The organism is Bacteroides fragilis (genome assembly GCF_019583405.1).
Lineage (GTDB): Bacteria > Bacteroidota > Bacteroidia > Bacteroidales > Bacteroidaceae > Bacteroides > Bacteroides fragilis_B.
In genome coordinates this window covers 626,129-648,555 of sequence record NZ_SZUU01000003.1, presented here as the reverse complement: position 1 = coordinate 648,555, position 22,427 = coordinate 626,129, and the positions used below count along the sequence as shown (strand labels likewise).

General features: G+C 45.6%; 18 protein-coding genes. 7 read left to right on the top strand and 11 right to left on the bottom strand.

The annotated features are described in order from the left end of the window. Positions 1–28: 28 nt before the first annotated feature. The gene (locus FDF36_RS10000) at positions 29–694 is read right to left on the bottom strand and encodes an ABC transporter ATP-binding protein (RefSeq protein WP_220391232.1); all 666 of its coding nucleotides are present in this window, start codon (positions 692–694) and stop codon (positions 29–31) included. Positions 695–1,010: 316 nt separating this feature from the next. On the opposite strand from FDF36_RS10000, the gene FDF36_RS09995 reads away from it, so the two are divergent. Beyond that, a complete protein-coding gene (locus tag FDF36_RS09995; RefSeq protein ID WP_220391231.1) occupies positions 1,011–1,910 on the top strand; it encodes a helix-turn-helix domain-containing protein in 900 nt (299 codons plus the stop codon). Between the two features lie 161 nt (positions 1,911–2,071). Here FDF36_RS09995 and FDF36_RS09990 read toward each other — a convergent pair whose 3' ends face one another. The 8 genes from FDF36_RS09990 to FDF36_RS09955 form a co-directional block, all read right to left on the bottom strand. Next, positions 2,072–3,343 carry an ABC transporter permease gene (locus FDF36_RS09990; RefSeq protein ID WP_220391230.1) on the bottom strand — a complete coding sequence of 424 codons (1,272 nt, stop codon included), beginning with the start codon at positions 3,341–3,343 and terminating at the stop codon, positions 2,072–2,074. 5 nt (positions 3,344–3,348) lie between these two features. Further along, complete coding sequence (locus FDF36_RS09985; protein ID WP_220391229.1) at positions 3,349–4,656, bottom strand: ABC transporter permease; 1,308 nt, start codon at positions 4,654–4,656, stop codon at positions 3,349–3,351. A 25-nt stretch (positions 4,657–4,681) separates the two neighbouring features. Then, positions 4,682–5,968: an ABC transporter permease gene (locus tag FDF36_RS09980; protein WP_220391228.1), complete on the bottom strand. Its 1,287-nt coding sequence runs from the start codon at positions 5,966–5,968 to the stop codon at positions 4,682–4,684. Between the two features lie 3 nt (positions 5,969–5,971). Further along, a complete protein-coding gene (locus tag FDF36_RS09975; RefSeq protein WP_220391227.1) occupies positions 5,972–7,279 on the bottom strand; it encodes an ABC transporter permease in 1,308 nt (435 codons plus the stop codon). 18 nt (positions 7,280–7,297) lie between these two features. Then, positions 7,298–8,566: an ABC transporter permease gene (locus FDF36_RS09970; protein ID WP_220391226.1), complete on the bottom strand. Its 1,269-nt coding sequence runs from the start codon at positions 8,564–8,566 to the stop codon at positions 7,298–7,300. 21 nt (positions 8,567–8,587) lie between these two features. Continuing rightward, on the bottom strand, positions 8,588–9,853 hold the full coding sequence (locus FDF36_RS09965; RefSeq protein WP_220391225.1) for an ABC transporter permease: 1,266 nt from the start codon (positions 9,851–9,853) through the stop codon (positions 8,588–8,590). A gap of 119 nt (positions 9,854–9,972) precedes the next feature. After that, positions 9,973–11,220, bottom strand: coding sequence for an efflux RND transporter periplasmic adaptor subunit (locus tag FDF36_RS09960; RefSeq protein ID WP_193683899.1), 1,248 nt, complete (start codon positions 11,218–11,220; stop codon positions 9,973–9,975). A 298-nt stretch (positions 11,221–11,518) separates the two neighbouring features. After that, a complete protein-coding gene (locus FDF36_RS09955) occupies positions 11,519–12,418 on the bottom strand; it encodes a glucosaminidase domain-containing protein (protein ID WP_220391224.1) in 900 nt (299 codons plus the stop codon). 117 nt (positions 12,419–12,535) lie between these two features. Between FDF36_RS09955 and cdd the strand changes: the two genes are divergently transcribed. The 6 genes from cdd (at position 12,536) to nudC (ending at position 18,660) form a co-directional block, all read left to right on the top strand. After that, on the top strand, positions 12,536–13,018 hold the full coding sequence (cdd, locus tag FDF36_RS09950) for a cytidine deaminase (protein ID WP_195317089.1): 483 nt from the start codon (positions 12,536–12,538) through the stop codon (positions 13,016–13,018). Between the two features lie 2 nt (positions 13,019–13,020). Then, entirely contained in the window at positions 13,021–13,860 is an 840-nt protein-coding gene (locus tag FDF36_RS09945) for an AraC family transcriptional regulator (RefSeq protein WP_220391223.1), read from the top strand. A gap of 87 nt (positions 13,861–13,947) precedes the next feature. Then, positions 13,948–14,550, top strand: coding sequence for a DUF417 family protein (locus FDF36_RS09940; protein ID WP_005786253.1), 603 nt, complete (start codon positions 13,948–13,950; stop codon positions 14,548–14,550). A 56-nt stretch (positions 14,551–14,606) separates the two neighbouring features. Next, the gene (locus FDF36_RS09935) at positions 14,607–15,983 is read left to right on the top strand and encodes an FAD-dependent oxidoreductase (protein ID WP_195317091.1); all 1,377 of its coding nucleotides are present in this window, start codon (positions 14,607–14,609) and stop codon (positions 15,981–15,983) included. Between the two features lie 273 nt (positions 15,984–16,256). Further along, on the top strand, positions 16,257–17,846 hold the full coding sequence (locus tag FDF36_RS09930) for an ABC-F family ATP-binding cassette domain-containing protein (protein WP_220391222.1): 1,590 nt from the start codon (positions 16,257–16,259) through the stop codon (positions 17,844–17,846). Between the two features lie 31 nt (positions 17,847–17,877). Next, complete coding sequence (gene nudC / locus FDF36_RS09925) at positions 17,878–18,660, top strand: NAD(+) diphosphatase (protein WP_220391221.1); 783 nt, start codon at positions 17,878–17,880, stop codon at positions 18,658–18,660. Between the two features lie 127 nt (positions 18,661–18,787). Here the strand turns inward: nudC and FDF36_RS09920 are convergent, their stop codons facing one another. Both FDF36_RS09920 and FDF36_RS09915 read right to left on the bottom strand, forming a co-directional pair. Continuing rightward, on the bottom strand, positions 18,788–19,684 hold the full coding sequence (locus FDF36_RS09920; protein ID WP_101602925.1) for a histidine decarboxylase, pyruvoyl type: 897 nt from the start codon (positions 19,682–19,684) through the stop codon (positions 18,788–18,790). Positions 19,685–20,293: 609 nt separating this feature from the next. Next, a complete protein-coding gene (locus FDF36_RS09915; protein ID WP_220391220.1) occupies positions 20,294–22,309 on the bottom strand; it encodes a beta-galactosidase in 2,016 nt (671 codons plus the stop codon). Positions 22,310–22,427: the final 118 nt, after the last annotated feature.

The window sequence follows — 22,427 nt, the reverse complement described above, 5'->3', positions numbered from 1 at the left end:
TTAGATTGTATTTTTGCTCCTTAATTGCTTACTGTACCTGACGTCCGTCGAAGAAGCGGATGGTACGAGAAGTTTGTTTAGCCTGTTCTTCATTGTGAGTTACCATCACGATGGTGCGTCCGTCTTCTTTATTCAGGCGGTGAAGCAATTCCATCACCTCGGCACCCATTTTAGAGTCCAGGTTGCCGGTAGGTTCGTCGGCAAGGATGATCTCGGGATTACCGATAATGGCACGAGCAATGGCAACGCGCTGGCACTGACCGCCGGAAAGCTGTGTCGGAAAATGACGCATGCGATGACTCAAACCGACCTTCTCAAGAACCTCCTGTGCCAGTTTACGACGTTCGGAAGAAGCTATGTGGCGATACAGCAAGGGAAGTTCCACATTATCCAATACGTTAAGTGAATTTATCAGATGGAAAGACTGGAATACAAAACCAAGCGTTTTATTACGGAAAGCGGCCAGTTCTTTATCTTTCATGCCCTCTGTATGTGTACCGTTTATCTCTATGGTTCCTGCGGTAGGCGCATCAAGCAAACCCATAATATTCAGTAAAGTTGATTTGCCGCAACCGGAAGGTCCCATAATGCTAAGGAATTCACCACGATCAACTTTCAGGTTGACATTCTCAAGGGCTACTGTTTCAATCTCGTTTGTACGATAGATTTTAGAAAGAGAAGTTAATGTAATCATAACTTTAGTTTATTTAGATGTTTCATTTTGTTCCATATCAATTTCACACAGACGAGATAGAATCAAATGGTATGCCAAACAGATAACACTCTTATAAATAGAATATTAAGTAAAGACAAAAGTGTCCGAAAATGGACATACTGCCCGCTGACGAACTAAAAGATCTATTTATCACCGGTATACCGGCAGGAAAAACACTGACGATACAACCTTAATTACGGATATTCTTACCCCTATTCCTGTTTTAACCTCTTCATTTATACTACATATAATGAAAATTCTTACATTTGTCACAGAATAAACAACCAGATGTCCTATGGAAGAAGTAATCAAGCTGAACTCGGTAGACCAGTATAATAAGATGTATGGTCTCGAGACGTTGCACCCTTTGGTAACGGTAGTCGATTTGTCGAAAGCTACAATGTTTCCCACACATTTCACTCTTAATTATGGACTATACGCTCTGTTCCTGAAACAGACCAAGTGTGGCGACCTGCGTTACGGACGTCAAATGTATGACTATCAGGAAGGCACAGTGACAAGTTTTGCACCGGGACAAGTAGTCGAAGTAAAGATAACCGATGGCGTACGCCCGATGTCACACGGTATACTTTTCCACCCCGACCTTATCCGCGGCACGTCTTTGGGACAGGAAATCAAGCACTACTCGTTCTTTTCATACGCATCGAATGAGGCCCTGCATCTTTCGGACGATGAGAAACAGATTTTTCAGGATTGCCTGGACAAGGTACAACAGGAGTTATCCCGCCCGATAGACAAGCACAGCAAACGCCTGATTGCAAGAAATATCGAATTATTATTGGATTATTGCATGCGTTTCTACGAACGTCAGTTCGTGACACGTTCGAAAGTGAACAAAGATGTATTGATGAAGTTCGAAGACCTGCTCGATGTCTATTTCCAAAGCGAACAATCATCAAACGAAAAGTTGCCCACAGTGAAATATTTCGCAGACAAGGTAAACCTGTCATCCAACTATTTCGGCGATCTGATTAAAAAGGAAACCGGAAAGACTGCTCAGGAGTACATTCAAGGAAAAATAATAAACATAGCCAAAGAAAGGATATTGGCTTCGGAAAAAACAGTCAGCGAAATCGCTTATGAACTGGGATTCCAGTATCCGCAACATTTCACACGGATATTTAAAAAGGTGGTCGGCTGTACACCGACAGAATATAGGGTCATTCAGGTATGACAACTCCACCGGACTATGAAACGTATTTTAGAGTAATATACCGAAAATGCTTTTCACTGCGGATTGACAGATTGCACGGATATAGAACGTAGAAATTATCAATCCGGTCTATCATCTCTTCTTTGTGCAAGCTGTTGATCCGCGGTGAACTTTAAGTTTTATTACTCGTCCCGCAAAGCATCCGCAGGATTCAGCCGGGCTGCTTTCGATACCGGAATGTAAGTAGCTGCAAACGAAACAGCCAAGATCAAAAGATACGAAATGGCTGATACAATAAGGAAGTGCAACACCGGACGATTCTGTATATAATCCGGATTGGGATTATCCGATGGGAAAGCAAAACCATTGAGGTATACCATTTGGAGTTGTACCAATACTCCTGCTACAAATGCAATAGTCACTATCCACCAGGCTTCCTGAAGAAATTGTCGGATCAACCGATAACGGGTAGATCCCATTGCCATATAAAGTCCTATTTCTTCTCGCCGGGAATTACAACGTAACCAAAAAGTACCACCCATCCCCAAGAATACACAGAGTAGAAAGAATGCGGCAAGGATAATCTGCAACCGGATAGTACCCGTAGTCCCCATATAATACTCAAAGTGTTTACTCTCCGTTTCAAAATCCGTAAGTGATGCCAGATAATAGTTCCCGATCTGCATCCGCGGGCGCATGTCACGTTTAAATGTCTCGGTAAAAACGGGTGAGGCAAGTCCGTCACGTACCCGGAAACAAATGCAGGCCCTATCCGGAAGATACTTCAACTCAGAAGTAGCGTTGAATGCTAAAGGACCGGGCTGCCTGTTACTCCTGATTTGCAAAGGATCGATTACGGCAGTCAACGGATATTTACGGGTACTGTCCCCCCAATGTATCCATTTATTTCGCGGGTACTTCTCACCGAACAACCTCTCAGCAACGTCAGGAGTCAGATAGACTCCTTGTTCTCCTTCCGCAAGCACCGGAGGTACTTTTCCCGTCCGGGCATCATGTATCCGGAAAACGCCAAAATAGTCGGTTCCGGAAAGAAACCTCATCTGTTGCACATGTGCAAGGACTGTATCATTAAAAAGCTGTCCCCCACTCCAAGAACCACTTTGCGGATATGAATTGAAAAAACTGACAGTCACATTAGAGACCCCCGGATAACGACGTACCTGATCTACAATACGCATAAAATCAACCTGTTTCAAAGAATCCGAATCCAATTCCGGATTATACTTAGTATGATTACCCGAATATGTACCTATGCTCAGCAAGTAAGTATCAGTGAGGTCGTAATTGTCGGGCAATGCCTTATCAGATAATAATACGTACACAGGGTCGACTACTCCCCATAAGAAATAAGTCACAACCACCAGTTCTCCCAAAATCCATCCGTTGGCAGCACGCTGGTTCCACAACTGGCGGAGTAGCATCATCAGGTTCATAGCTTTTATCTTTTTTCGTTAAGTGAATACACAATATCCTTCCTCAAAGCATGCAGAGCCGGAATCAGGGCTGACAACACATTCAGCACCAGACTGACCACAAATGTAATGCCTATCACCACAGGATTCAGCAGCATACCTGGAGTCAAAAAGTTGTCAGTTCCTTCGGGCATCACATCAGCCGATGAAGCCAACAGATCAGGAAGCCAGTTCCGCCCCCCATACACAATCAGATAGGAAAGTAACAAACCGAACAGCCCTCCGATACAAGTAAGAAACAGATTTTCCCAAAACACCTGCAACAGAAGCGAAACTTTGGAAGCACCGAAAGCTTTCCGTATACCCAATTCAGAAAGCTGACGCTTCATACGTGAAGCAATCATCCCTGCCAGATTCAGTGCCGGTACAAATAATAAAGCCAACAGGATAGTACCATACGTCCGTAACAGTTGACCCCAATCCGGAGCTGAATTAGAATATTCATAAAAGATACTTTTCCAGTAAGACACCGGTTGTCCATGCAGATCGGCAGTGTATTTTTTTTGAGAGTAATTATATTTACGGAACACATCACGTACCTCCGCAATTACCTCTTCTTTAGCACCTACAGAAGGGGCCAACATATAAACATTCAAATTGCCTATCAGCTCGTAGCTATCCTCATTATCTTTTACAATATCGGCATCGACCGTCAGTGGCAACCAAATATCGGCATACGTAGCAGGGGTGATGAAAGAAACATCTTTTACCACTCCACATACCCTATATTCATCGGAATCAAGAACAAAAGTACGACCTATCGGTGTATCCTCTCCAAAAAGCTGACGAGCCATTGTACGTGATATGACCGCTTTTCGCAATCCGGAGTCAAAGTCGACCTGAGTAAACGGCTTACCGTCTACAAAAGCAAATTTAAAGACCTTCCAGAATCCGGCATCCACCAACTTCACCTGCACTTCTTTCAAATCTTCTTTACCCGGCAATTCAAGTAATGATGTACCGCACCCATCTATAGACGTTCCTACAGCCTCGGCACTCTTCAGTGGATAATAAAAGCGCTTCACTGCCTGAAAGGATACGTGCGAGCTGAACCAGTTCTCCTGATTTTTCTGTTCTGCAACAGTCATCCCTTTACTCACCAGGATACGGTTCCGGTTCTCTTCGGGATAGACCGGTGCCATCTTGATGTAATAGATGATCACCAGGCTCATGGTCATGGCAATGCCCAATCCTGTGCCGAGTATGTATACACTACTGAACAAAGGATTTTGTTTCAGCAGTTGCCAGGCTTGTTTGAAATAAAGTTTAATCATACTATCTTATTAGTTTAACGAGTGATTATTCGTCACGCAGCGCATCTACCGGATTGATACGGCTAAGTTTGTGTGCCGGCATCCAGATTCCGATAGAAACAACAATCAGCAACAAAAGATATACGATCAAAGAAACCGCTGTAAAATGCAGACCGAAATGGTTGATCCAATAAACAGGCATTGCCTCTTCCGAACTGGTACAGGTAGTATAGAGCCCGTCCCGCAATGCGTATTGCAAATAGAGCAAGCAGCCGGTCAACGTACCCAATGTGGTCAGTATCCAACCCTCATATAACAGCAGGCGGGTGATGTGTGAAGGATTACCGCCGAAAGAAAGCATAATGCCTACCTCTTCACGACGTGAACGGGTCTGCATCCAGAAAGTTCCTGCCACTCCCAGGCAAAGGTTCACTAAAAAGAAGATACCCAAAGCCAGATTCAGGCGATACTGATTGGTGATTCCTTCGGAAAATTCATGCTGCTCCTGAATGTCACTAAACGACTGCACTGACTTCGCATAATAGTTACCGACTGCCAGCTCCTTATTCATCCACTCACGGAAGTGATGCAAGAAAACCTTCTCCGACAAATGATCGTCTATGCGAAAAGCTATCAGCGGAATATAATAATACAAATAATCAGGAAACTCTTCATACACGTATAACTCTATGGGCATGGGCTGCATATAACTCCGGTAGCGTACAGGAGCTATCACTCCCCCCACCCGATAGTCTTCCTCGTCCCCGTTTCCAAGGCGGCGTCCGTAAAGCGGTTTCCCGTCTTTCAGCCGTTGCGAGATATCCGCCGTCAGTACCGATTCTGTCCACAGGAAGTCACGGTTATCCAATTGTCCGGCCGTCATCCCCTCGGCTCCCTCCATCCCCATGGTCCGGAAATAATCGGTATGGGGTATAAAGCCAAGACGGAGAGTGCGGACCGGAATGGTATCGAACATCGTGTTGCCGGTACTCATGGAAGCTGACGAAGGATACTGCCCGTTTAAAACGAAAGTAATATACTGTACTCCTTCGTAGTGTTTGAGTTTGTTGAGCAACCGTTCAAAATTAGCTTTACGCGCCAATGTATCATTCTCTTCGGCACGGAATTGCTCCGACTCGGCAGGATACGAAGCCAACTGAAGCAGGAAGAGGTGATCGGGACGATAGCCCGCCGGCAAATTCCGGTCATGTGTCAGCACCACCAACGGATCAACAATCACCCATGTGACAATCGATACCAATATTAATTCGGCCAGCAACCATCCGTTTTTCCGGCGGCGGGCCCAGAGGTTTTTCATTATTAGTCGTATCATGTTTTATTTCTTTTCGTTTAGTGAATCAATAATATCTTTGTGCAACGAACGCCATGTGGGCCACCATGCGGAAAGCAGGTTCAGTATCAAACAAAAAGCAAACGTTACGCAAAACATCAAAGGACTGAACAGCATTTGCGGATTGATAGCCACATCGACTCCGTCGGATATGACTGTCGGATTTTTGTCGAACAGGCTAAATACCCAATTACGCCCTAACACAAGCAGCCCCCATGAAACAATAAGTCCCATCAGCCCGCCGATGCAAGTAAGAAGCAGATTCTCCCATAACACCTGGTTCAACAATTGTTTCCGGTTGGCTCCGAACGCTTTTCGTATCCCCATTTCCGCCAGGCGATCGTCCATACGGCTGGATATCATGCCGCTCAGGTTAATGGCAGGCACTAATAACAATGCCAAAAGCGCCCCTCCATACAGTTTAATGACCGATGCCCAGTCAATCTCGTTCGTATTGCCCTCTCTGAACCATGTCTGCCAATACGGATCCGGTTGATGAAAGATATCTACCGTATACTCTTTTTGGGAAGTATTGTATTTATGCACCATTTCATTAACCTCCGCATAAAGTTTCGGCATATCTTCTTTCTGGTGAACCTTGAAGTAAACGACATAAGTACCGACTTTATGACTGCCCTCATTGTTACTGTCATATCCCGGCAAGCAAGAATACGGCATATAGATTTGTCCGTAAGATGCCGGCAACAGATAACTGCCCTCACGTACCACACCGACAACTTTGGATTCCTTAAAGTCTTGCTTAAACGTCCGCCCTACCACATCGGTCCTGCCGAAAATGCGGCGGGCCATCCGGTCGGAAAGTACTACATTACGAATCCCACTGGCTAAATCGGCCTCCGAAAAAGGCTTCCCACCCAGAAATTCAAACTCGAACAACCGAAAAAAATTAGGATCGGTATACTTTACCAGAGCCGGTATTTGCTCGCCTCCCCCAGCCGGTTGTATATAGGACCCCTGCCGGGCCAGATAGTGTTCGTTTACAGCGGTAACCAGCTCTGCCGATTTCATTGGATAGAACCAGTCTTTCAGCATTTCATAAGAACATAAATATGTATTTCCCCCTCCTTTGACATGCATGGCGCTTACCCCTTTCATCCGCATTGTCAGCGAACGGTTCACTTCCGGATAGATAGGAGCTATTTTAATATAATACACGATGGCGATAATCATTGTCATGGCAATGGCAAGCCCCGTACCCAATACATAGAGGCTACTGAACAATTTGTTCTGCCGGATGAGCATCCACGATTGTTTTAAATAAAGTTTTATCATAATATGTTGTTTTGATAGTTATTCATAATGCAACGCTTCGGCCGGCTGCAACTTCATGGCCCGACGAGCAGGCAACCAGGTGCCCAGTGCGATAATCAGTCCCATAAGCAACAGTACCCCACCAAAACTAACCGCAAAGCGCCACCAGGAGAAAGAGAGATTGTATAAATCGGGAATCTCCATGTGTACCATATTGAATATGACAATCAGCACCAGCGGAGTTACGGTAGTCAGCAATAACCACCCTTCGGCAGTGAAGAACCATCCTACCCGCCTGCGTGTACTGCCCAGTGCCATCCGCAACCCGGTTTCACTACGCCGTTGTTCGATGCGTAGCCAAAAAGTTCCCATAATGCCGAAAAGCACGTTCAGCAAGATAAAAACGGACAGCAGAAGGTTGATGCTGATCTTCCGCCATTCATACCGCAATCGTTCACTGCGTTGTTGCTTCATATCCTTCATGCTGGCAACGTAGAGATTATTCTCCGTCAACTGGCTCTTCATCCGGTTTAGGAAAGTCCCCATCTGTTCCGGAGTCAAATCTTCTTTCATCCGCACGGTTATCTCCATATTAGCTACCCCGGAAGCATTCACCTGACGTTCCAGCTCTTTCGGTCTCATAGTAAAGAAAAGTTCAGGCTCCGGCTTTACAAACTCGGTCACGCGAACCGGAACAGTCACTGCTGCAATGCGTATCTCCCGCATACTACTACCGGGATAACATACTTTCTGTCCTACTGCCGACTCTTCACTGAAGAAATCTTTTTCCAGATCCGGAGTAATAAAATATTCCAACTGTTCTTTGTTCAATAATTCACTCAGAAGCTGCCCCTCTCGGCTCCGGATACGAAATACATCATAAAATTCGGGAGAAACGGTATATTGATGATAGGATTGCTCTTTGAACTTACCGCTATCGACCGTACAAGGCATGATCTGTGTCCATGAATTACCTCCGGAATAGGGTGAGGAATAGAAAGCGACACAAGCATTATCCACTTCCGGGGCACGACGCAGGCGTTCAAGGATCCGGGCCAATGCTTCACCTTCGGTAGGAGCCTGAGTAGTGTCGCTGACATACTCGGCGGCATCTTCGGGATAAACATCAAACGAAAGCCGCCAGCAATTCGTGATATCATAGCCCAACGGACGGGAATAGGAATAGAACTGTACCACAAACATATCTACCAGATACCACAGCGCAACGAATACGACCAGAAGTTCCATCCATATCCAACCATTCGAGCGGCGTTGGTTCCATATTATCTTAAATATTTGCTTTATCATAACGGGTCTTTGTTTTTAAAATTATTCCATATCATGCAACGCCTCTGTAATAGGCATTCGTGAGGCTCGCCAGGCGGGGATCGCAGCACTCAGCAAATTCAGTAACAGCGTGAAAAAGAAAGCCGCAACAAAAGTAAAGGGCTGTATCAGCATATCGTGTGTCAGAGCGATAGTTCCCGAAAAGAAAAACGACTTGCAAAGAGATAACAGGGTGTACGACAACACCAGTCCGATCAGTCCGCCTATACAGGAGATCAGCAGATTCTCGGTCATCACTTGCTCTACCAACGAAAACGAACATGCACCAAATGCTTTACGAACCCCGATCTCACTGCGACGTTTGCGAAACTGTGTCAGGGTTATACCTATTATGTTCAAGGCAGGCAGGAGTAAAAGAAAAAGAATCGTCGCACCGGTAGTTCTAAACCATTCACCCACTGTACCACGATTGAAGCCATTTGTACCCAGCACAGCCTGCCACTGGGTATAGGGAGAATACATATAGTCAAGTTTTGTGTTGGTAAGCGAAGCATTGAAAGCGGCCTGCAACTTCAACATCTCTCTGCGGATAGGTTCGAAGTCGGATGAAGAACGTGCCAGGATGCAGGAGGTAAATTCTCCTGTAGTTCCTTCGCAGTAGTTAACATTTTCCTTTAATAAGGAGGAATTGACCGTATAGGGCACCCACACATCTCCATAAGCGTTTTCGGCAGCTTGACTCACCTCTTTCACCACACCGCATATCTGATAATCGGCATAATTCATACGCAAAGTCTGCCCTGTAACTTCAACCGTACCAAATAACTTACGTGCCAGTTTATCAGAAATAACCGCTTGTCGCATACCCGATTCCCAATCGGCATGTGTAAAAGGGGCACCAGACAGAAAAGTGAAATCGAAAACCTTCCAGAAACCGTCATCGGTAAACTTAATCGTATATTTATCATAAAACTGCTGTCCGCGTATATTGACCGGAAGTTGTTTGTCAGTAAAAGCAGTCACTGCCTCAGGTGCCTGCAAAGGATAAAGACATTCACGTACCACCTTATGACTCATAGCTCCGTTATTAATAGGGTTTCCATCACTTCCGCACGCTTGCAGACTATTTACAAACAGAATGCGGTATCGGTTGGACTCAGGTGCATACGCAGAATAATTTACTTGATAGACAAGGTAAATAAGCATCACGGCTGCCATTGACAAAGCTGTACCCGCCACAGAGATTCCATTCACGAAACGGTTCTCTTTCAGCAAATTATAAGATTGTTTGAGATAAATTGTTATCATAGTTTCGCATCTTAAAAGGCACACAATCTACTTTTTAAACCAAAATTCCGTTGGTTTAAAACCAACAAACCTTTAGTTCCAACCCTAAGGTGCCTTGATTTTTAAAAAAAATCAGCAGATTATTTCACTTTGAGTTTGTTCTTATTTTTGTAGTTGGTCATGTCGCTGACCACTACCTTGTCACCCGGATTCAATCCGCTCACCACTTCTACAAATTCAAAGTTGGAGTCGCCCAACTGAACTTTCCGTTTTACGATTTCATCATCCGAAGTCATCACAAACAGATCATATTCGCCCCGACCTACATAATAAGAGGCATTAGCTATGCGCAGTACATCCTCTTTCACAGCATTCATCACATATACATCGGTCTTGAGTCCCGAGCGCAACCGCTTGTTGTTATCTTCTTTCAGTTGCACGGAGAAAGAGATAACCCCGTTCTTTGAAAGCGGAGTGACACTGCTTACGGTCCCTTCGAGTTTCTCACTGCCTATCTTTACAATGGCTTTGCCACCGGCTGCCACACGGTCGCCATAAGTATCGGCAATCTCGCCATCCACTTTGAAATGGCTCAGATCCGAAATGATAGCCACCTGCCCTCCCTGAGGAATCTGCGCACCGATCTGGTTGTTGATATAAGTAAGGATGGCTTTGCGCGGCGAACGAATCTGCGCATCATCCAAGGTGCGCTTCATTTCGGCAAGTCCCTTACGGAACATGTTGAGGTCGAGTTCAAGCACTTTCAGGTCGGCGGCTGCTACCTGTTTCTCGTTGGCATATTGTTGTTTGAGTTGTTCCAATTCGAGGCGGGACGTATTGTAGCTCAATTCGGCCTGGCGTACCTTATCAGTCGTACCGGCTCCAAGACTGTCGAGGTATTGTTCGTTGCGAAGCTCCACCTTCATCCGCGCCAGTTTCATTTCCGACACTTTGATCTGCATGGCCATATCGCTCAATTTGGTCTGGCTGTTCACCTGCGCCTGATCGAGCTTATAACGTTTCATTTGCTCTTCATCCAGTAGCTTTTTATAGTCGGTTTCCGTACTTTGTAAGTCGAGTTTCAGGATGGGAGTGCCTACATCTACACTGTCACCGCCCTTTCTATATACTTCCACGATGCGGGTGTTGATCGGTGAATTGATGATCTCTTCAAAAGCCGGAACCACTTTGCCCGAAGCGCTGACACTGACCTCGATCGTCCCCTTGTCAACGGTAGACAACACGAGATCCTTCTTCTGTACTCCCGTACGCAACAACGAAATCAGTAAGCTAATGCCTACTATCCCGATAATACCGATAGCCGAAAAACGAATAATCTTTTTATTACGCTCTTTATTGCGCACCTCTTTTGGAATTTCTCTGTCCATATATAGTCAATTATAGATTTACAAATATTCTTTGTATTTCTATGATCAAACCTTATGCCAAAAAAGGAAAGTACTGTGTTTCAGCAGGAAGAAGAGAAACAGGGTGTCCGATAATGAACACCCTGTACAGTTTCGTAACAAAGCGTAACTGTGTTCTCTGCGGTGAAAAACACACGTTTGGGTGTAGCCATCCGGCAGAAAGGGTGTAGCCCTAATAGCAAAAGGGTGTAGCCATACTTTATGCATGGCTACACCCTTTTGCTATTAATACATTTCTTATATACCGCAGCGGCAAAGTCTACCTCAGCCTCAACCTGTCTCCCACTTCGGGAACATAATCCCCGTCCTTACGGTTCATCTTATACAGGTTCTTCAACCGGATGGCATATTTCTGAGAAATGGTATGCATGGAATCTCCGTCTCTGACAATATAAACCGTATAAGGTTTCGATGCTCTCTTTTTCTTCTCTTTCAGATAAATGATATCACCATCCATCAAGGTATAGTCACGTTGCAAGTCGTTATACTTCACCAACTTCTTCCAACGGATATCGAACTCTTTACCCAACGACTTAAACGTATCTCCGTCACGGGCTACAATATAAGCGATACCGTTTGCTATGTAGACCTGATGCGGATTGAGTACCGTCGGTTCACTCTTTGACGAACTCCATCCTCCCTTACGGTCATATTTATAAAGGTCGTAGTCTTCAATAATCGTAATCAGACGGTTGGCATACGAAGGATCGGTGGCGTATCCCGCCTTTTTCAACCCACGGGCCCAGCCTTTATAATCCGTTATCTTCAGTTTAAACAAGAAAGCATAGCGGGCGCCGCGTTTCAGAAATGCCGAATGGTCCTCGTACGAATCACGGGGATTGCGATAAGCACGGAAGCATTCGTTACGGGCATCGTCGTCATGGCGTACGGTACGTCCATTCCAGCTACTACCACATTTGATGCCGAAGTGGTTATTACTTTTACGCGCCAACGTACTCATACCGGCACCACTTTCAAGCAGCCCCTGCGCCAATGTGATACTGGCGGGTATCTTATGCTCCTTCATTTGCTCTACAGCCAGGGCACTATACTTATTTATATAATCTACGTAACGGGAATTCCTGCGCTGCGCCTGGGCACCGACAGAAAAAGCAAGAACTGTAACTACGGCAATCAGCCTGAGAAGTTTGCTATTCATCTATATAATTTGTGTATGTTAGGTTATGCGGCACAAAAATCATAAAAATAATTGGGATTATCAATCTCTTTTCTAACTTTGTAACATGATTTGTAGAACTATAAACCACCTACGCACATGAAAGACCTGACTATTACCTCTGTAATCAAAGTATATGAATATGATGAACTCAATGATACAGACCGTGCCTTATTGGATGACGCCATCGAGGCAACCCGGCGCAGCTATGCGCCTTACTCGCACTTCTCGGTAGGAGCGGCAGCACTGCTGGCCAACGGTGTGGTAGTGACAGGAACCAATCAGGAGAATGCGGCCTATCCGTCCGGACTCTGTGCCGAACGCACCACGCTATTTTATGCCAACTCACAGTACCCCGGCCAGGCTGTGGTGACACTTGCCATCGCCGCACGTACCGAGAAAGATTTTATCGACACTCCCATCCCGCCCTGCGGTGCTTGTCGCCAGGTGATTCTGGAAACGGAGAAACGATATAAACAGCCCATCCGTATATTGCTTTATGGCAAGAAGTGTATCTACGAAGTACAAAGCATCGGACATTTATTACCCCTGTCATTTGACGCATCAGCCATGGAGGATTGATTATGATAAGAACTTACCAGACCAAACTGAAAGGTATGCTGGCACTGACTACCAGCTATCACACCGAAAAGAACTTGCAGAAAGAAAAGAGTTTATATAAATTCATCTGGGTACGCACAGGAAGCATCACCCTCGAGATAGACCATCAGGAAGTGATACTGGCCGAGAACGAGGTCATCTCCCTTTCCAACCTCCAGCACCTGGAATTTCTTTCGATCGACGGAGAGTACCTGACGGTTCTGTTTAACAGTAACTTCTATTGCATTTACGGCAATGACCACGAAGTGTCATGCAGCGGATTCCTGTTCAACGGTTCTTCGCATGTCGTTCGTTTCATGCTCAACGAATCGGAACGGAGGTCGATGGAAGACGTTGTGGGATTGCTGGATCGTGAGTTCACCGTTTCGGACAACCTTCAGGAAGAAATGCTCCGCATCCTGCTCAAACGTTTCATCATCCAAAGCACGCGTATTGCCCGCCAACGGCTGAACATTACCCAAGAAAAAGAATACAGCTTCGAAATCATCCGCCAGTATTATAACTTGGTGGACGAACACTTCCGAACTAAGAAGCAGGTACAGGACTATGCCGACTTGTTACACAAATCGCCCAAAACCCTTTCGAACATCTTTTCTTCCTGTAAATTGCCATCACCTCTGCGAGTCATCCACGAACGGGTGGAAGCGGAAGCCAAGCGACTCCTTTTATATAGTAATAAAAGTTCGAAGGAGATTGCCGACATACTGGGATTCGAAGACCAGTCTTCCTTCAGCCGTTTCTTTAAAAATATGACGGGAGAAAGCCCCGTACAATACCGAAATTCGGTAGAAGGGAAGAATTGACAATTCATACGGCGATATTGCTATTTCGCACCGATGGGAAAACCCTGATCTTTGCATCAGAAAGTTAAACCCATAAAAAGAAATAGCATGAAAGAGAAATTTATCACTCTGCTCACAGTAGCATCCGGTCTGAAAGGTTTCGGACTAAAGTTTATCCGCGTAGCCATCCTTGTTGTTTTCGTATGGATCGGCGGTTTGAAGTATTTTCATTATGAAGCCGACGGCATTGTTCCGTTCGTAGCCAACAGTCCGTTTATGAGTTTCTTCTATGCCAAAGACGCACCCGAGTATAAAGAGCACAAAAATCCCGAAGGCGCATACGTCCCCGCCAACCGTGAATGGCACGAAGCGAACAGGACCTACACGTTCTCTTACGGACTGGGAGCTTTGATTATGTCCATCGGCATTCTGGTTTTCTTAGGCATCTTCTTCCCCAAAGTGGCACTTGTGGGCGACACACTGGCCATCATCATGACGCTTGGCACTCTCTCCTTCCTGGTGACTACTCCCGAAGTCTGGGTTCCGAACCTGGGAAGCGGAGAATACGGCTTCCCCTTACTGTCCGGTGCCGGACGTCTGGTTATTAAAGATATCGTAATTCTGGCAAGCGCCGTTACCCTACTCTCCGACTCCTCACAACGTGTACTGAATTCATTGAAGAAAGCCGACTGGGAAAAGCGAAACAAATAAGGGTTGCGGAATGTTATAAACTTACATAAAGATACATCCTAAAAGTAATAAGAATTATGAAACAATATGATGCCATTATTATCGGTTTCGGCAAAGGAGGCAAAACGCTGACTGCCGAATTAGCCAAACGCGGCTGGAAGGTCGCACTGATTGAACGTTCCGCTATGATGTATGGAGGTACCTGCCCCAATATAGCTTGCGTACCCACCAAGCGGCTTATCCACGAAGCCGAAAAGGTGAGTTGGCTCTATCCTACCGATTACGAGAAGCAGGCTGAGGCTTACAAAGCTGCCATAGCACGCAAGAACGAGATGACAGCAGCTTCAAGGGCCAATATATTCAATAAGCTGAGCAGCCTTCCCAACGTGACCATCTATACCGGAATGGCATCGTTCGTTTCAAAGGATGTAGTGAAAGTAACCCTCCCCGACGAAGTGATCGAACTTCAGGGAAAGAAGATTTTCATTAATACCGGCTCTACCAGCATTATACCGGCCATCGACGGGCTGAAAGACAGCAAGCGGGTATATACCAGCACCTCACTGATGGAACTGGACGTATTGCCACGCCATCTGATCATTGTGGGCGGTGGCTACATCGGCCTGGAGTTTGCCTCGATGTACGCAAGCTTCGGCAGTAAAGTGACCGTGCTCGAAGGAGGAAATAAGTTTATTGCCCGCGAAGACCGTGATATAGCGGATGCCGTTAAGGAAACACTCGAAAAGAAAGGGATAGAAATCCGCCTCAATGCCCGTGCCCAATCCATACAAGACACAGCCGACGGCGTGACGCTGACTTACACGGATACAGCCGACGGAAAACCCGTCACTATAGAAGGCGATGCCATCCTGATAGCCACAGGACGCAAACCGATGATCGAAGGTCTGAATCTTCAAGCGGCCGGAGTCGAAGTAGACAGTCACGGAGCTATCGTCGTGAACGGTTATCTGCATACCACTGCCCCGAACATCTGGGCGATGGGTGATGTAAAAGGCGGGTTGCAGTTTACTTATATTTCGCTGGATGATTACCGGATTATCCGGGACGACCTTTTCGGCAACAAAGAACGCACGGCCGACGACCGCAATCCGGTGGCATACTCGGTATTTATAGACCCGCCTCTCTCACACGTCGGACTGACCGAGGAAGAAGCCATCAAACGGGGATATTCCTTCAAGGTGTCACGCCTTCCGGCCTCTGCACTGCCGCGTGCACGCACGCTGCAACAGACTGACGGCATACTGAAAGCCATCGTCGACAGCCATTCGGGACGCATCATGGGCTGCACGCTGTTCTGTGCCGAATCTTCCGAAGTCATTAACATAGTAAACATGGCGATGAAGACCGGACAACATTATACCTTCCTTCGCGATTTCATCTTTACACATCCAAGTATGGGCGAAGGACTGAATGAATTGTTTTCAATAGATTAGTTTAACGAGAAGAGGGGAGAAGTTTCAGATTTCTCCCCTCTCTTTTTGTAATTGCCGGAATATCTTCTATCTTTGCGATCTAATTTCATACATATGGCCATGAGAATATCTAAGTAAGACAACACCTTCCGGTAAACATCACTTTTCCCAAATGCTTCTTTTCATGTACTGTTAAGCATCACGAATCCGTGTTGTTTAACCCCTATTGTGTTTGTCTCTCCCCTACCCGCTATCATCAACAGCAAATATTTACTTTCAAACCAATAGACAAGTATGTGTATCCAAGTACAACAAATCACCTATATCCATCCCGATAAAGAAGTTCTTTTTCAAAATCTCAGTTTCTCTGTCAGCAAAGGACAGCAATTGGCTCTGATCGGCAATAATGGTTGTGGCAAGTCAACATTGCTGCAAATCATATCCGGACAACTGCAACCGTGTTCGGGAACCGTACTCCGTCCATTCGCCCCTTATTATGTGCCCCAGCACTTCGGACAATATGATAAAATGAGCATTGCCGAAGCCCTCGGGATAGACGGAAAACGAAAAGCCCTCCATGCCATTCTGGATGGAGATACTTCCATCGTCAACTTCAATATCCTCGATGACGACTGGAACATTGAAGAAAAAGCCACAGCAGCTCTCAATGGATGGGGGCTCGGAACAATGTCTCTTGACCAGCCCATGCATACATTGAGTGGCGGAGAAAAGACACGCGTATTCCTAACAGGCATGGAACTGCAGGAAACTTCCGTGATATTGATGGATGAACCGACCAATCACCTCGACAGCCAAGGACGCAACAAACTGTATGAATGGGTGAAGAAATGCCGTTCTGCGCTGATTGTAGTCAGCCACGACCGTACTCTGCTCAATCTGCTTCCCGAAACCTGCGAACTGAGCCGTAGCACACTTGTGTTTTACGGAGGGAACTACGAATTCTACAAACAGCAGAAAGAGCTTTTGCTCAGTGCTTTGCAACAACAACTGGATGAAAAGGAGAAAGAACTCCGGCAAGTACGGAAGGTGGCACGTGAGGTTGCCGAACGAAAAGACAAGCAAAATGTACGGAGCGAAAAAACGGTCCTTCAAAAAGGCCTTTCCCGCATGGCCATCAATACCCTGAAAGACCGGGCAGAAAAAAGTACCACTAAACTGGCAGACATCCACCGGGACAAATCGGAAAAACTTGCCGCCGAACGAAGTCAGATACGCAACAGGTTGGCCGAAGTGTCACTGCTTAAAACCGATTTCAACGCTTCGGCTTTACATCCGGGAAAAATATTACTGACTGCCCGTGATATAAACTTCACTTATGAAATTTCGTTTTTATGGAAGGCTCCCCTAAGTTTCCAACTGAAAAGCGGTGACCGGATACGTATCGAAGGAGACAACGGGAGTGGTAAAACTACCTTATTAAAACTGGTCACCGGAGAACTATTGCCTGCTTCGGGCACACTGGAGCGCACCGCGTTCAGTTACATCTATCTCAATCAGGAATATTCCATCATCTGCAATCAGCTGACGGTGCTTCAACAAGCAGAATCATTCAATGTACGTGCCCTGCCGGAGCACGAAATAAAAATCAGGTTGAATCGCTTTCTCTTCCCGGCAACGAGCTGGGATCAACCTTGCATCCAACTCAGTGGAGGTGAAAAAATGCGACTCGCTTTCTGCTGCCTGATGATTAATAACAACACGCCTGACCTCTTTATCCTGGACGAGCCTACCAATAATCTGGATATACAAAGTATCGAAATCATCACAGCCACCATTCGGAATTATACGGGCAGTGTACTGCTTGTATCACATGATGAATATTTTGTAAAGGAAACCGGCATCAAAAAGAGTATCTTTTTATAATTTTGCACCGATTAAAAAGAATAATGCCCAAATGATAAATACAGAAACCAACTACTGGTGGTTTATCTTTTACCAAGATCAGTTACTGTTGGAAAAGAACGACAATGCTTTTTCCATCCCCACGGGCGAGAATGCCCCTGTCACCATTCCGAAAGGAACAACCGTACACACCATCTCCACGGCAACGGGTATGGTATGCAAAGCTTTCTACACCGACTCTCCGATAGCCGAAACTCCGGAATACGTGCAGATAGGATTGCGCACTTCTTATGATTACTTGTCGCAGGAACACTATCAGGCCGCAGGCAAGGTTCACGAAATTCTCTACTGGGACCGCAGCAACCGTTACTGCCCCACTTGTGGAACTCCGCTGGTACAGAAAGAACCCATTATGAAGAAATGCCCGAATTGTGGCAGAGAAATCTATCCGGTCATCTCAACAGCCATCCTGGTATTGGTGCGCAAAGAAGACTCCCTGTTACTGGTACATGCCCGCAACTTTAAAGGTACTTTCAATAGCCTGGTAGCCGGATTCCTCGAAACAGGCGAGACATTGGAAGAGTGTGTGGTAAGGGAAGTAAAAGAAGAAACCGGGCTCGATGTGAAAAACATCCGTTATTTCGGCAGTCAGCCCTGGCCCTATCCGAGCGGACTGATGGTGGGATTTATCGCCGACTACGCCGGTGGTGACATCCGCCTGCAAGATGACGAGCTCAGCTCCGGGAACTTCTATACCAGGGATCACTTGCCGGAACTTCCCCGCAAACTTAGCCTGGCACGTAAGATGATCGACTGGTGGATCGCACAACAGTAAAAACAGAACAAGCTACGGAAGGTACACCTACCACAAACGAACAACCAGGGACGAATAGAAAAGAAACCCGTCCTCAGGATCATAAACCTGTGTACCTGTCCGTAGCTTGTATTTGATTACAAAACTCCTATTCGAAGATCGTCAACTCTTCCAACCCCAGCTTCTCTTCCCAGTCACTGATAGTCATCTGGCAAAGATCGGCCGGTTTCATATCAGCAGGAATAGCGTTCTGCGCCATATAAATGGCGGGAGTGCACGACAGGGCACAACCTACCTGACCGGGCTCTACAAATGTATATTTATAACCGATGTAAATACGGTCGTAGATCACATCCTGATCTTCACCGCAAAGAGCAATACTATTGGTTGCCTTGCGGAGTATGCCTTCCAAAAAACCGATGGCTTCACCTTCTGTTGTCGAATCGTCTCCATAGGTGCCTGCATCTTTTACAAACAGGCAAGCTCCTTTACTACGGTCTTTCAGAATGGCCAGGCCGATTACAGACCATACCCATACGGGACCGCACGCCACAACTTTTCTGCTTCCTCCCGGTACGTAAGCTCCCGGAAGCACAGGGAAACGGCGCTCCTTGGCACGGCCGAACAGACGTTCGGTTGCCTCCAGCAACGGACGGATATTATAAACAGGGATGTCTACTCCATCGGGTTGCGCCTGCATATAGATAGGCATTTCTTTTCTTTTGGCAATGTCATCGTGCATCGCCAGATCAAATCCCCAAATAGCTCCATTCTGTCCGCAAAAAGAAGAAGCTTTCATCAGATTGACTTGCCCGAGATACGCGTCGTTCTTCTCACAACGATCTTTTGCTACAATCCTTTCGGTTATTGCATCGAGGTCTTTCACGTTGACTGTACCGACTGACAATTTCATAGTCGAAATATATCCTTCACCACCCACAACGCCGGGATTTAAATATCCCATGCAAAATTCTTTACTTGGCCCTATAGCCTGACTAATCACATTAGAGGCATCATACCGGATGCCGGACACAAGATCTTTCATACGTTTTTAAGTTTAGATGTTGCTGTAAGAACAATATATCCCTAAGAATGATTGCCCCTTACTCCCTAAAGAAAGCAAAAGAAGACGAAGAAGATAAAATGTTAAAAGAGGTGAGGTTACCAATTTGGCAAGTTCAAACAGATATCCCATCAGTCTGCCTATTACTTAAAGAGTGCGTTCCACGCAATGATCGGCTTTAAAAACGATAGTTTATCTTATAGATAATATCACATTAAGATTGAAGCTAATTCAAAATCAAATAAACCTGGACCATTCGGTTCAAATCGTTCTTTATCATGATGAATCCGGGAAAGGTAAATTTCGTGTTGGACATTTAACCCGGTTTAGGAAATAAATCGAAAGCAATGGAAAGCAAGAATTAAACTTGCGACATAATTGCCAATTCAAAACAGTTTCTAACACTCATAAAAGAATTTCTTTTCAAGTCCAAATTAATTCAGCCGGCAAACCGATAAAGCCTCAACCATCAGCACTTCTATAGACGAAACTATAATACTTTAATAAGTGGGACTTCTCATATAAAAGTACTGAAATTCCATCTATAAAAGACTGCCAAGGTTATCCACTGATTCTTTTTACCTAAATTCCTTATTTACACACTTCGCATGAAATTACCTTTTCACCAGGCGTAGTGTCCGCTTCACGGGGGAAGTAAACAGGTTCATTGGGTTGCATAGGCAAAATGCGTAATTCCAATTGCTTCACCCCCTTAGGCAGACGCCATAGACCGTACAGAAACTCACGTCCATTATAAAAATTGTCGCCTACCAGTTTACCATCGGCATAGAGGCGAGCACAATCGCCTTGATATTTAATGCGGAGCAAACCTCCCTGAGCAGGTACGTCTATGGTGTAAACCGCAGCCTGATCGAAATCAGCATCAACGGGCTCCTCGGCTACACCAGCCACACCAATAGTTATTTTGCGGAGTGAGCCAGCTTCTTTCACTTTGTGGTATTGTACGGGAGACATAGAGGGTATCTTGGGCAAATCCTTGTCCTCAAGGAAGAGAAGTTCGGCATCGAACGGGGTGAGCAAATAGATGTTCTTATACACAGGAGTTTCCACACCAAGTGGCTTTATATTACGCAATACCTTTCCATCAATCGCTATCTCGGTAGGGATACCTTCCACTTGCTCTAAGTAGATATTTCCGTTACGCTTGGCGATGATTTGGGCAGTAGCATAGCGCATTCCATCTATATTGACCGGAAAGATACAAGCCGTACCAGCAGGAATAGTCATAGCCTTGCGAGGGAACTTGACTCCGCATACATCGAAGCGCACACCTTTTTTGGCGGAAAGATTCTGTAAACGTTCATAATTGTTAATAAACACAAAAGCACTATTATCCTTCTGTCGATAACTCCAGCGCAAGTAACTATCTACACCTTTGACAAAGGGCTTGTCAGCTTGCGGAAATACCGCTTCCATCGGAGCCAAGGTCTCACCATAATCATGTGCGAACAAATGGAGCTTGCGCAAAGTATAATAGTGCGGATTCTTTTGTCCGAATTCTCCCAAGGGAGCCTGAAAATCGTAAGTTTTCACCGGTAGGTCATTCCAATTGGTGTAGGGCGTGCGTTGCATCTCGTTAAGGTACGTTTTGCCTTCCGGATTGGTACCACCATGGTACATATAATATCCCAACAAATTGGAACCCGAACCTAATTTCACGACACCTAACGAGTAGGCATCTTTGGGATACACGTATACCCTCCGGTGGTAACTGGTCACCATACCTCCACCCAGTTCACAAGTAAAATAAGGATAAAGTTCATCTCCTTCTGTGATACGTCCGTTGCCCTCTTTCAATTGTTCGCTGGCTATTGCCGAAGAGGAACGGTTTGCTTTGAAATTAAAGGCCGTCCAATGATCACCGACGGAAGCTTCGATACTGCGATCCCAGAAACCATCCGCATAATCACCATAGAGAGGTAACATTTCCCCATAGGGGATGGGACTTTTCAATTCCGGCCATCCTGTACGGGTGTAGAAAGGAAGGTCGAATCCAATCTTTTGAGCGATATGCTTCAAAGTCATCAAGTAGGAACCTTCTCCTCCGAATTCATTATCGAATTGGCAAGCCACTATGGGGCCTCCGTCTTTCCATAAGAGTCCTTGAACTTGGGTGAATATTTGTCGATATAGGGCTTCGACGTAATGTAGGAAACGTGGGTCTTCAGAACGCAACTCGATCCCTTTGTTTACCATCCAGTCGGGAATCCCTCCACATCGTGCCTCACCATGGCAGAAAGGACCGATACGCAAAACTACCGGAAAGTCTTCCTCCTTGCACAATTCAAGGAAATAGCGCAAGGAACGTTGCCCACTCCAGTTGAAGATACCTTCTTCTTCCTCAACGTGGTTCCAAAATACATAATTAGCAATAATGGTAACTCCACCGGCTTTCATCTTTTGTAACTCTTGTTTCCATTCTTCAACAGGAATGCGTGAATAATGTATTTCGCCCATGACGGGAACGATGCGTTTTCCATCAAAGAACAGGCTTTTTAAATCCCATTTTACGGATTGGCCTAACGCTTGTCCATAAAGACTGACAGTACAGCATAAAGCCAATAAACAGCATAATAAATGTTTCATAATATAAATGTTATTAGCATTTGTTTTGTTAAATAATAATTTTAGTGAACCACATTGTGTGGTCTGATTATTCACCTACAATAGCCGGCAAGCAACAGGATACTGATCCAGGCCGCAT

Bases quoted from the DNA above. Each gene is read 5' to 3' on its own strand.
- FDF36_RS10000 (WP_220391232.1), bottom strand. From the start codon at position 694: ATGATTACATTAACTTCTCTTTCTAAAATCTATCGTACAAACGAGATT.
- FDF36_RS09995 (WP_220391231.1), top strand. From the start codon at position 1,011: ATGGAAGAAGTAATCAAGCTGAACTCGGTAGACCAGTATAATAAGATG.
- FDF36_RS09990 (WP_220391230.1), bottom strand. From the start codon at position 3,343: ATGAACCTGATGATGCTACTCCGCCAGTTGTGGAACCAGCGTGCTGCC.
- FDF36_RS09985 (WP_220391229.1), bottom strand. From the start codon at position 4,656: ATGATTAAACTTTATTTCAAACAAGCCTGGCAACTGCTGAAACAAAAT.
- FDF36_RS09980 (WP_220391228.1), bottom strand. From the start codon at position 5,968: ATGATACGACTAATAATGAAAAACCTCTGGGCCCGCCGCCGGAAAAAC.
- FDF36_RS09975 (WP_220391227.1), bottom strand. From the start codon at position 7,279: ATGATAAAACTTTATTTAAAACAATCGTGGATGCTCATCCGGCAGAAC.
- FDF36_RS09970 (WP_220391226.1), bottom strand. From the start codon at position 8,566: ATGATAAAGCAAATATTTAAGATAATATGGAACCAACGCCGCTCGAAT.
- FDF36_RS09965 (WP_220391225.1), bottom strand. From the start codon at position 9,853: ATGATAACAATTTATCTCAAACAATCTTATAATTTGCTGAAAGAGAAC.
- FDF36_RS09960 (WP_193683899.1), bottom strand. From the start codon at position 11,220: ATGGACAGAGAAATTCCAAAAGAGGTGCGCAATAAAGAGCGTAATAAA.
- FDF36_RS09955 (WP_220391224.1), bottom strand. From the start codon at position 12,418: ATGAATAGCAAACTTCTCAGGCTGATTGCCGTAGTTACAGTTCTTGCT.
- cdd (WP_195317089.1), top strand. From the start codon at position 12,536: ATGAAAGACCTGACTATTACCTCTGTAATCAAAGTATATGAATATGAT.
- FDF36_RS09945 (WP_220391223.1), top strand. From the start codon at position 13,021: ATGATAAGAACTTACCAGACCAAACTGAAAGGTATGCTGGCACTGACT.
- FDF36_RS09940 (WP_005786253.1), top strand. From the start codon at position 13,948: ATGAAAGAGAAATTTATCACTCTGCTCACAGTAGCATCCGGTCTGAAA.
- FDF36_RS09935 (WP_195317091.1), top strand. From the start codon at position 14,607: ATGAAACAATATGATGCCATTATTATCGGTTTCGGCAAAGGAGGCAAA.
- FDF36_RS09930 (WP_220391222.1), top strand. From the start codon at position 16,257: ATGTGTATCCAAGTACAACAAATCACCTATATCCATCCCGATAAAGAA.
- nudC (WP_220391221.1), top strand. From the start codon at position 17,878: ATGATAAATACAGAAACCAACTACTGGTGGTTTATCTTTTACCAAGAT.
- FDF36_RS09920 (WP_101602925.1), bottom strand. From the start codon at position 19,684: ATGAAAGATCTTGTGTCCGGCATCCGGTATGATGCCTCTAATGTGATT.
- FDF36_RS09915 (WP_220391220.1), bottom strand. From the start codon at position 22,309: ATGAAACATTTATTATGCTGTTTATTGGCTTTATGCTGTACTGTCAGT.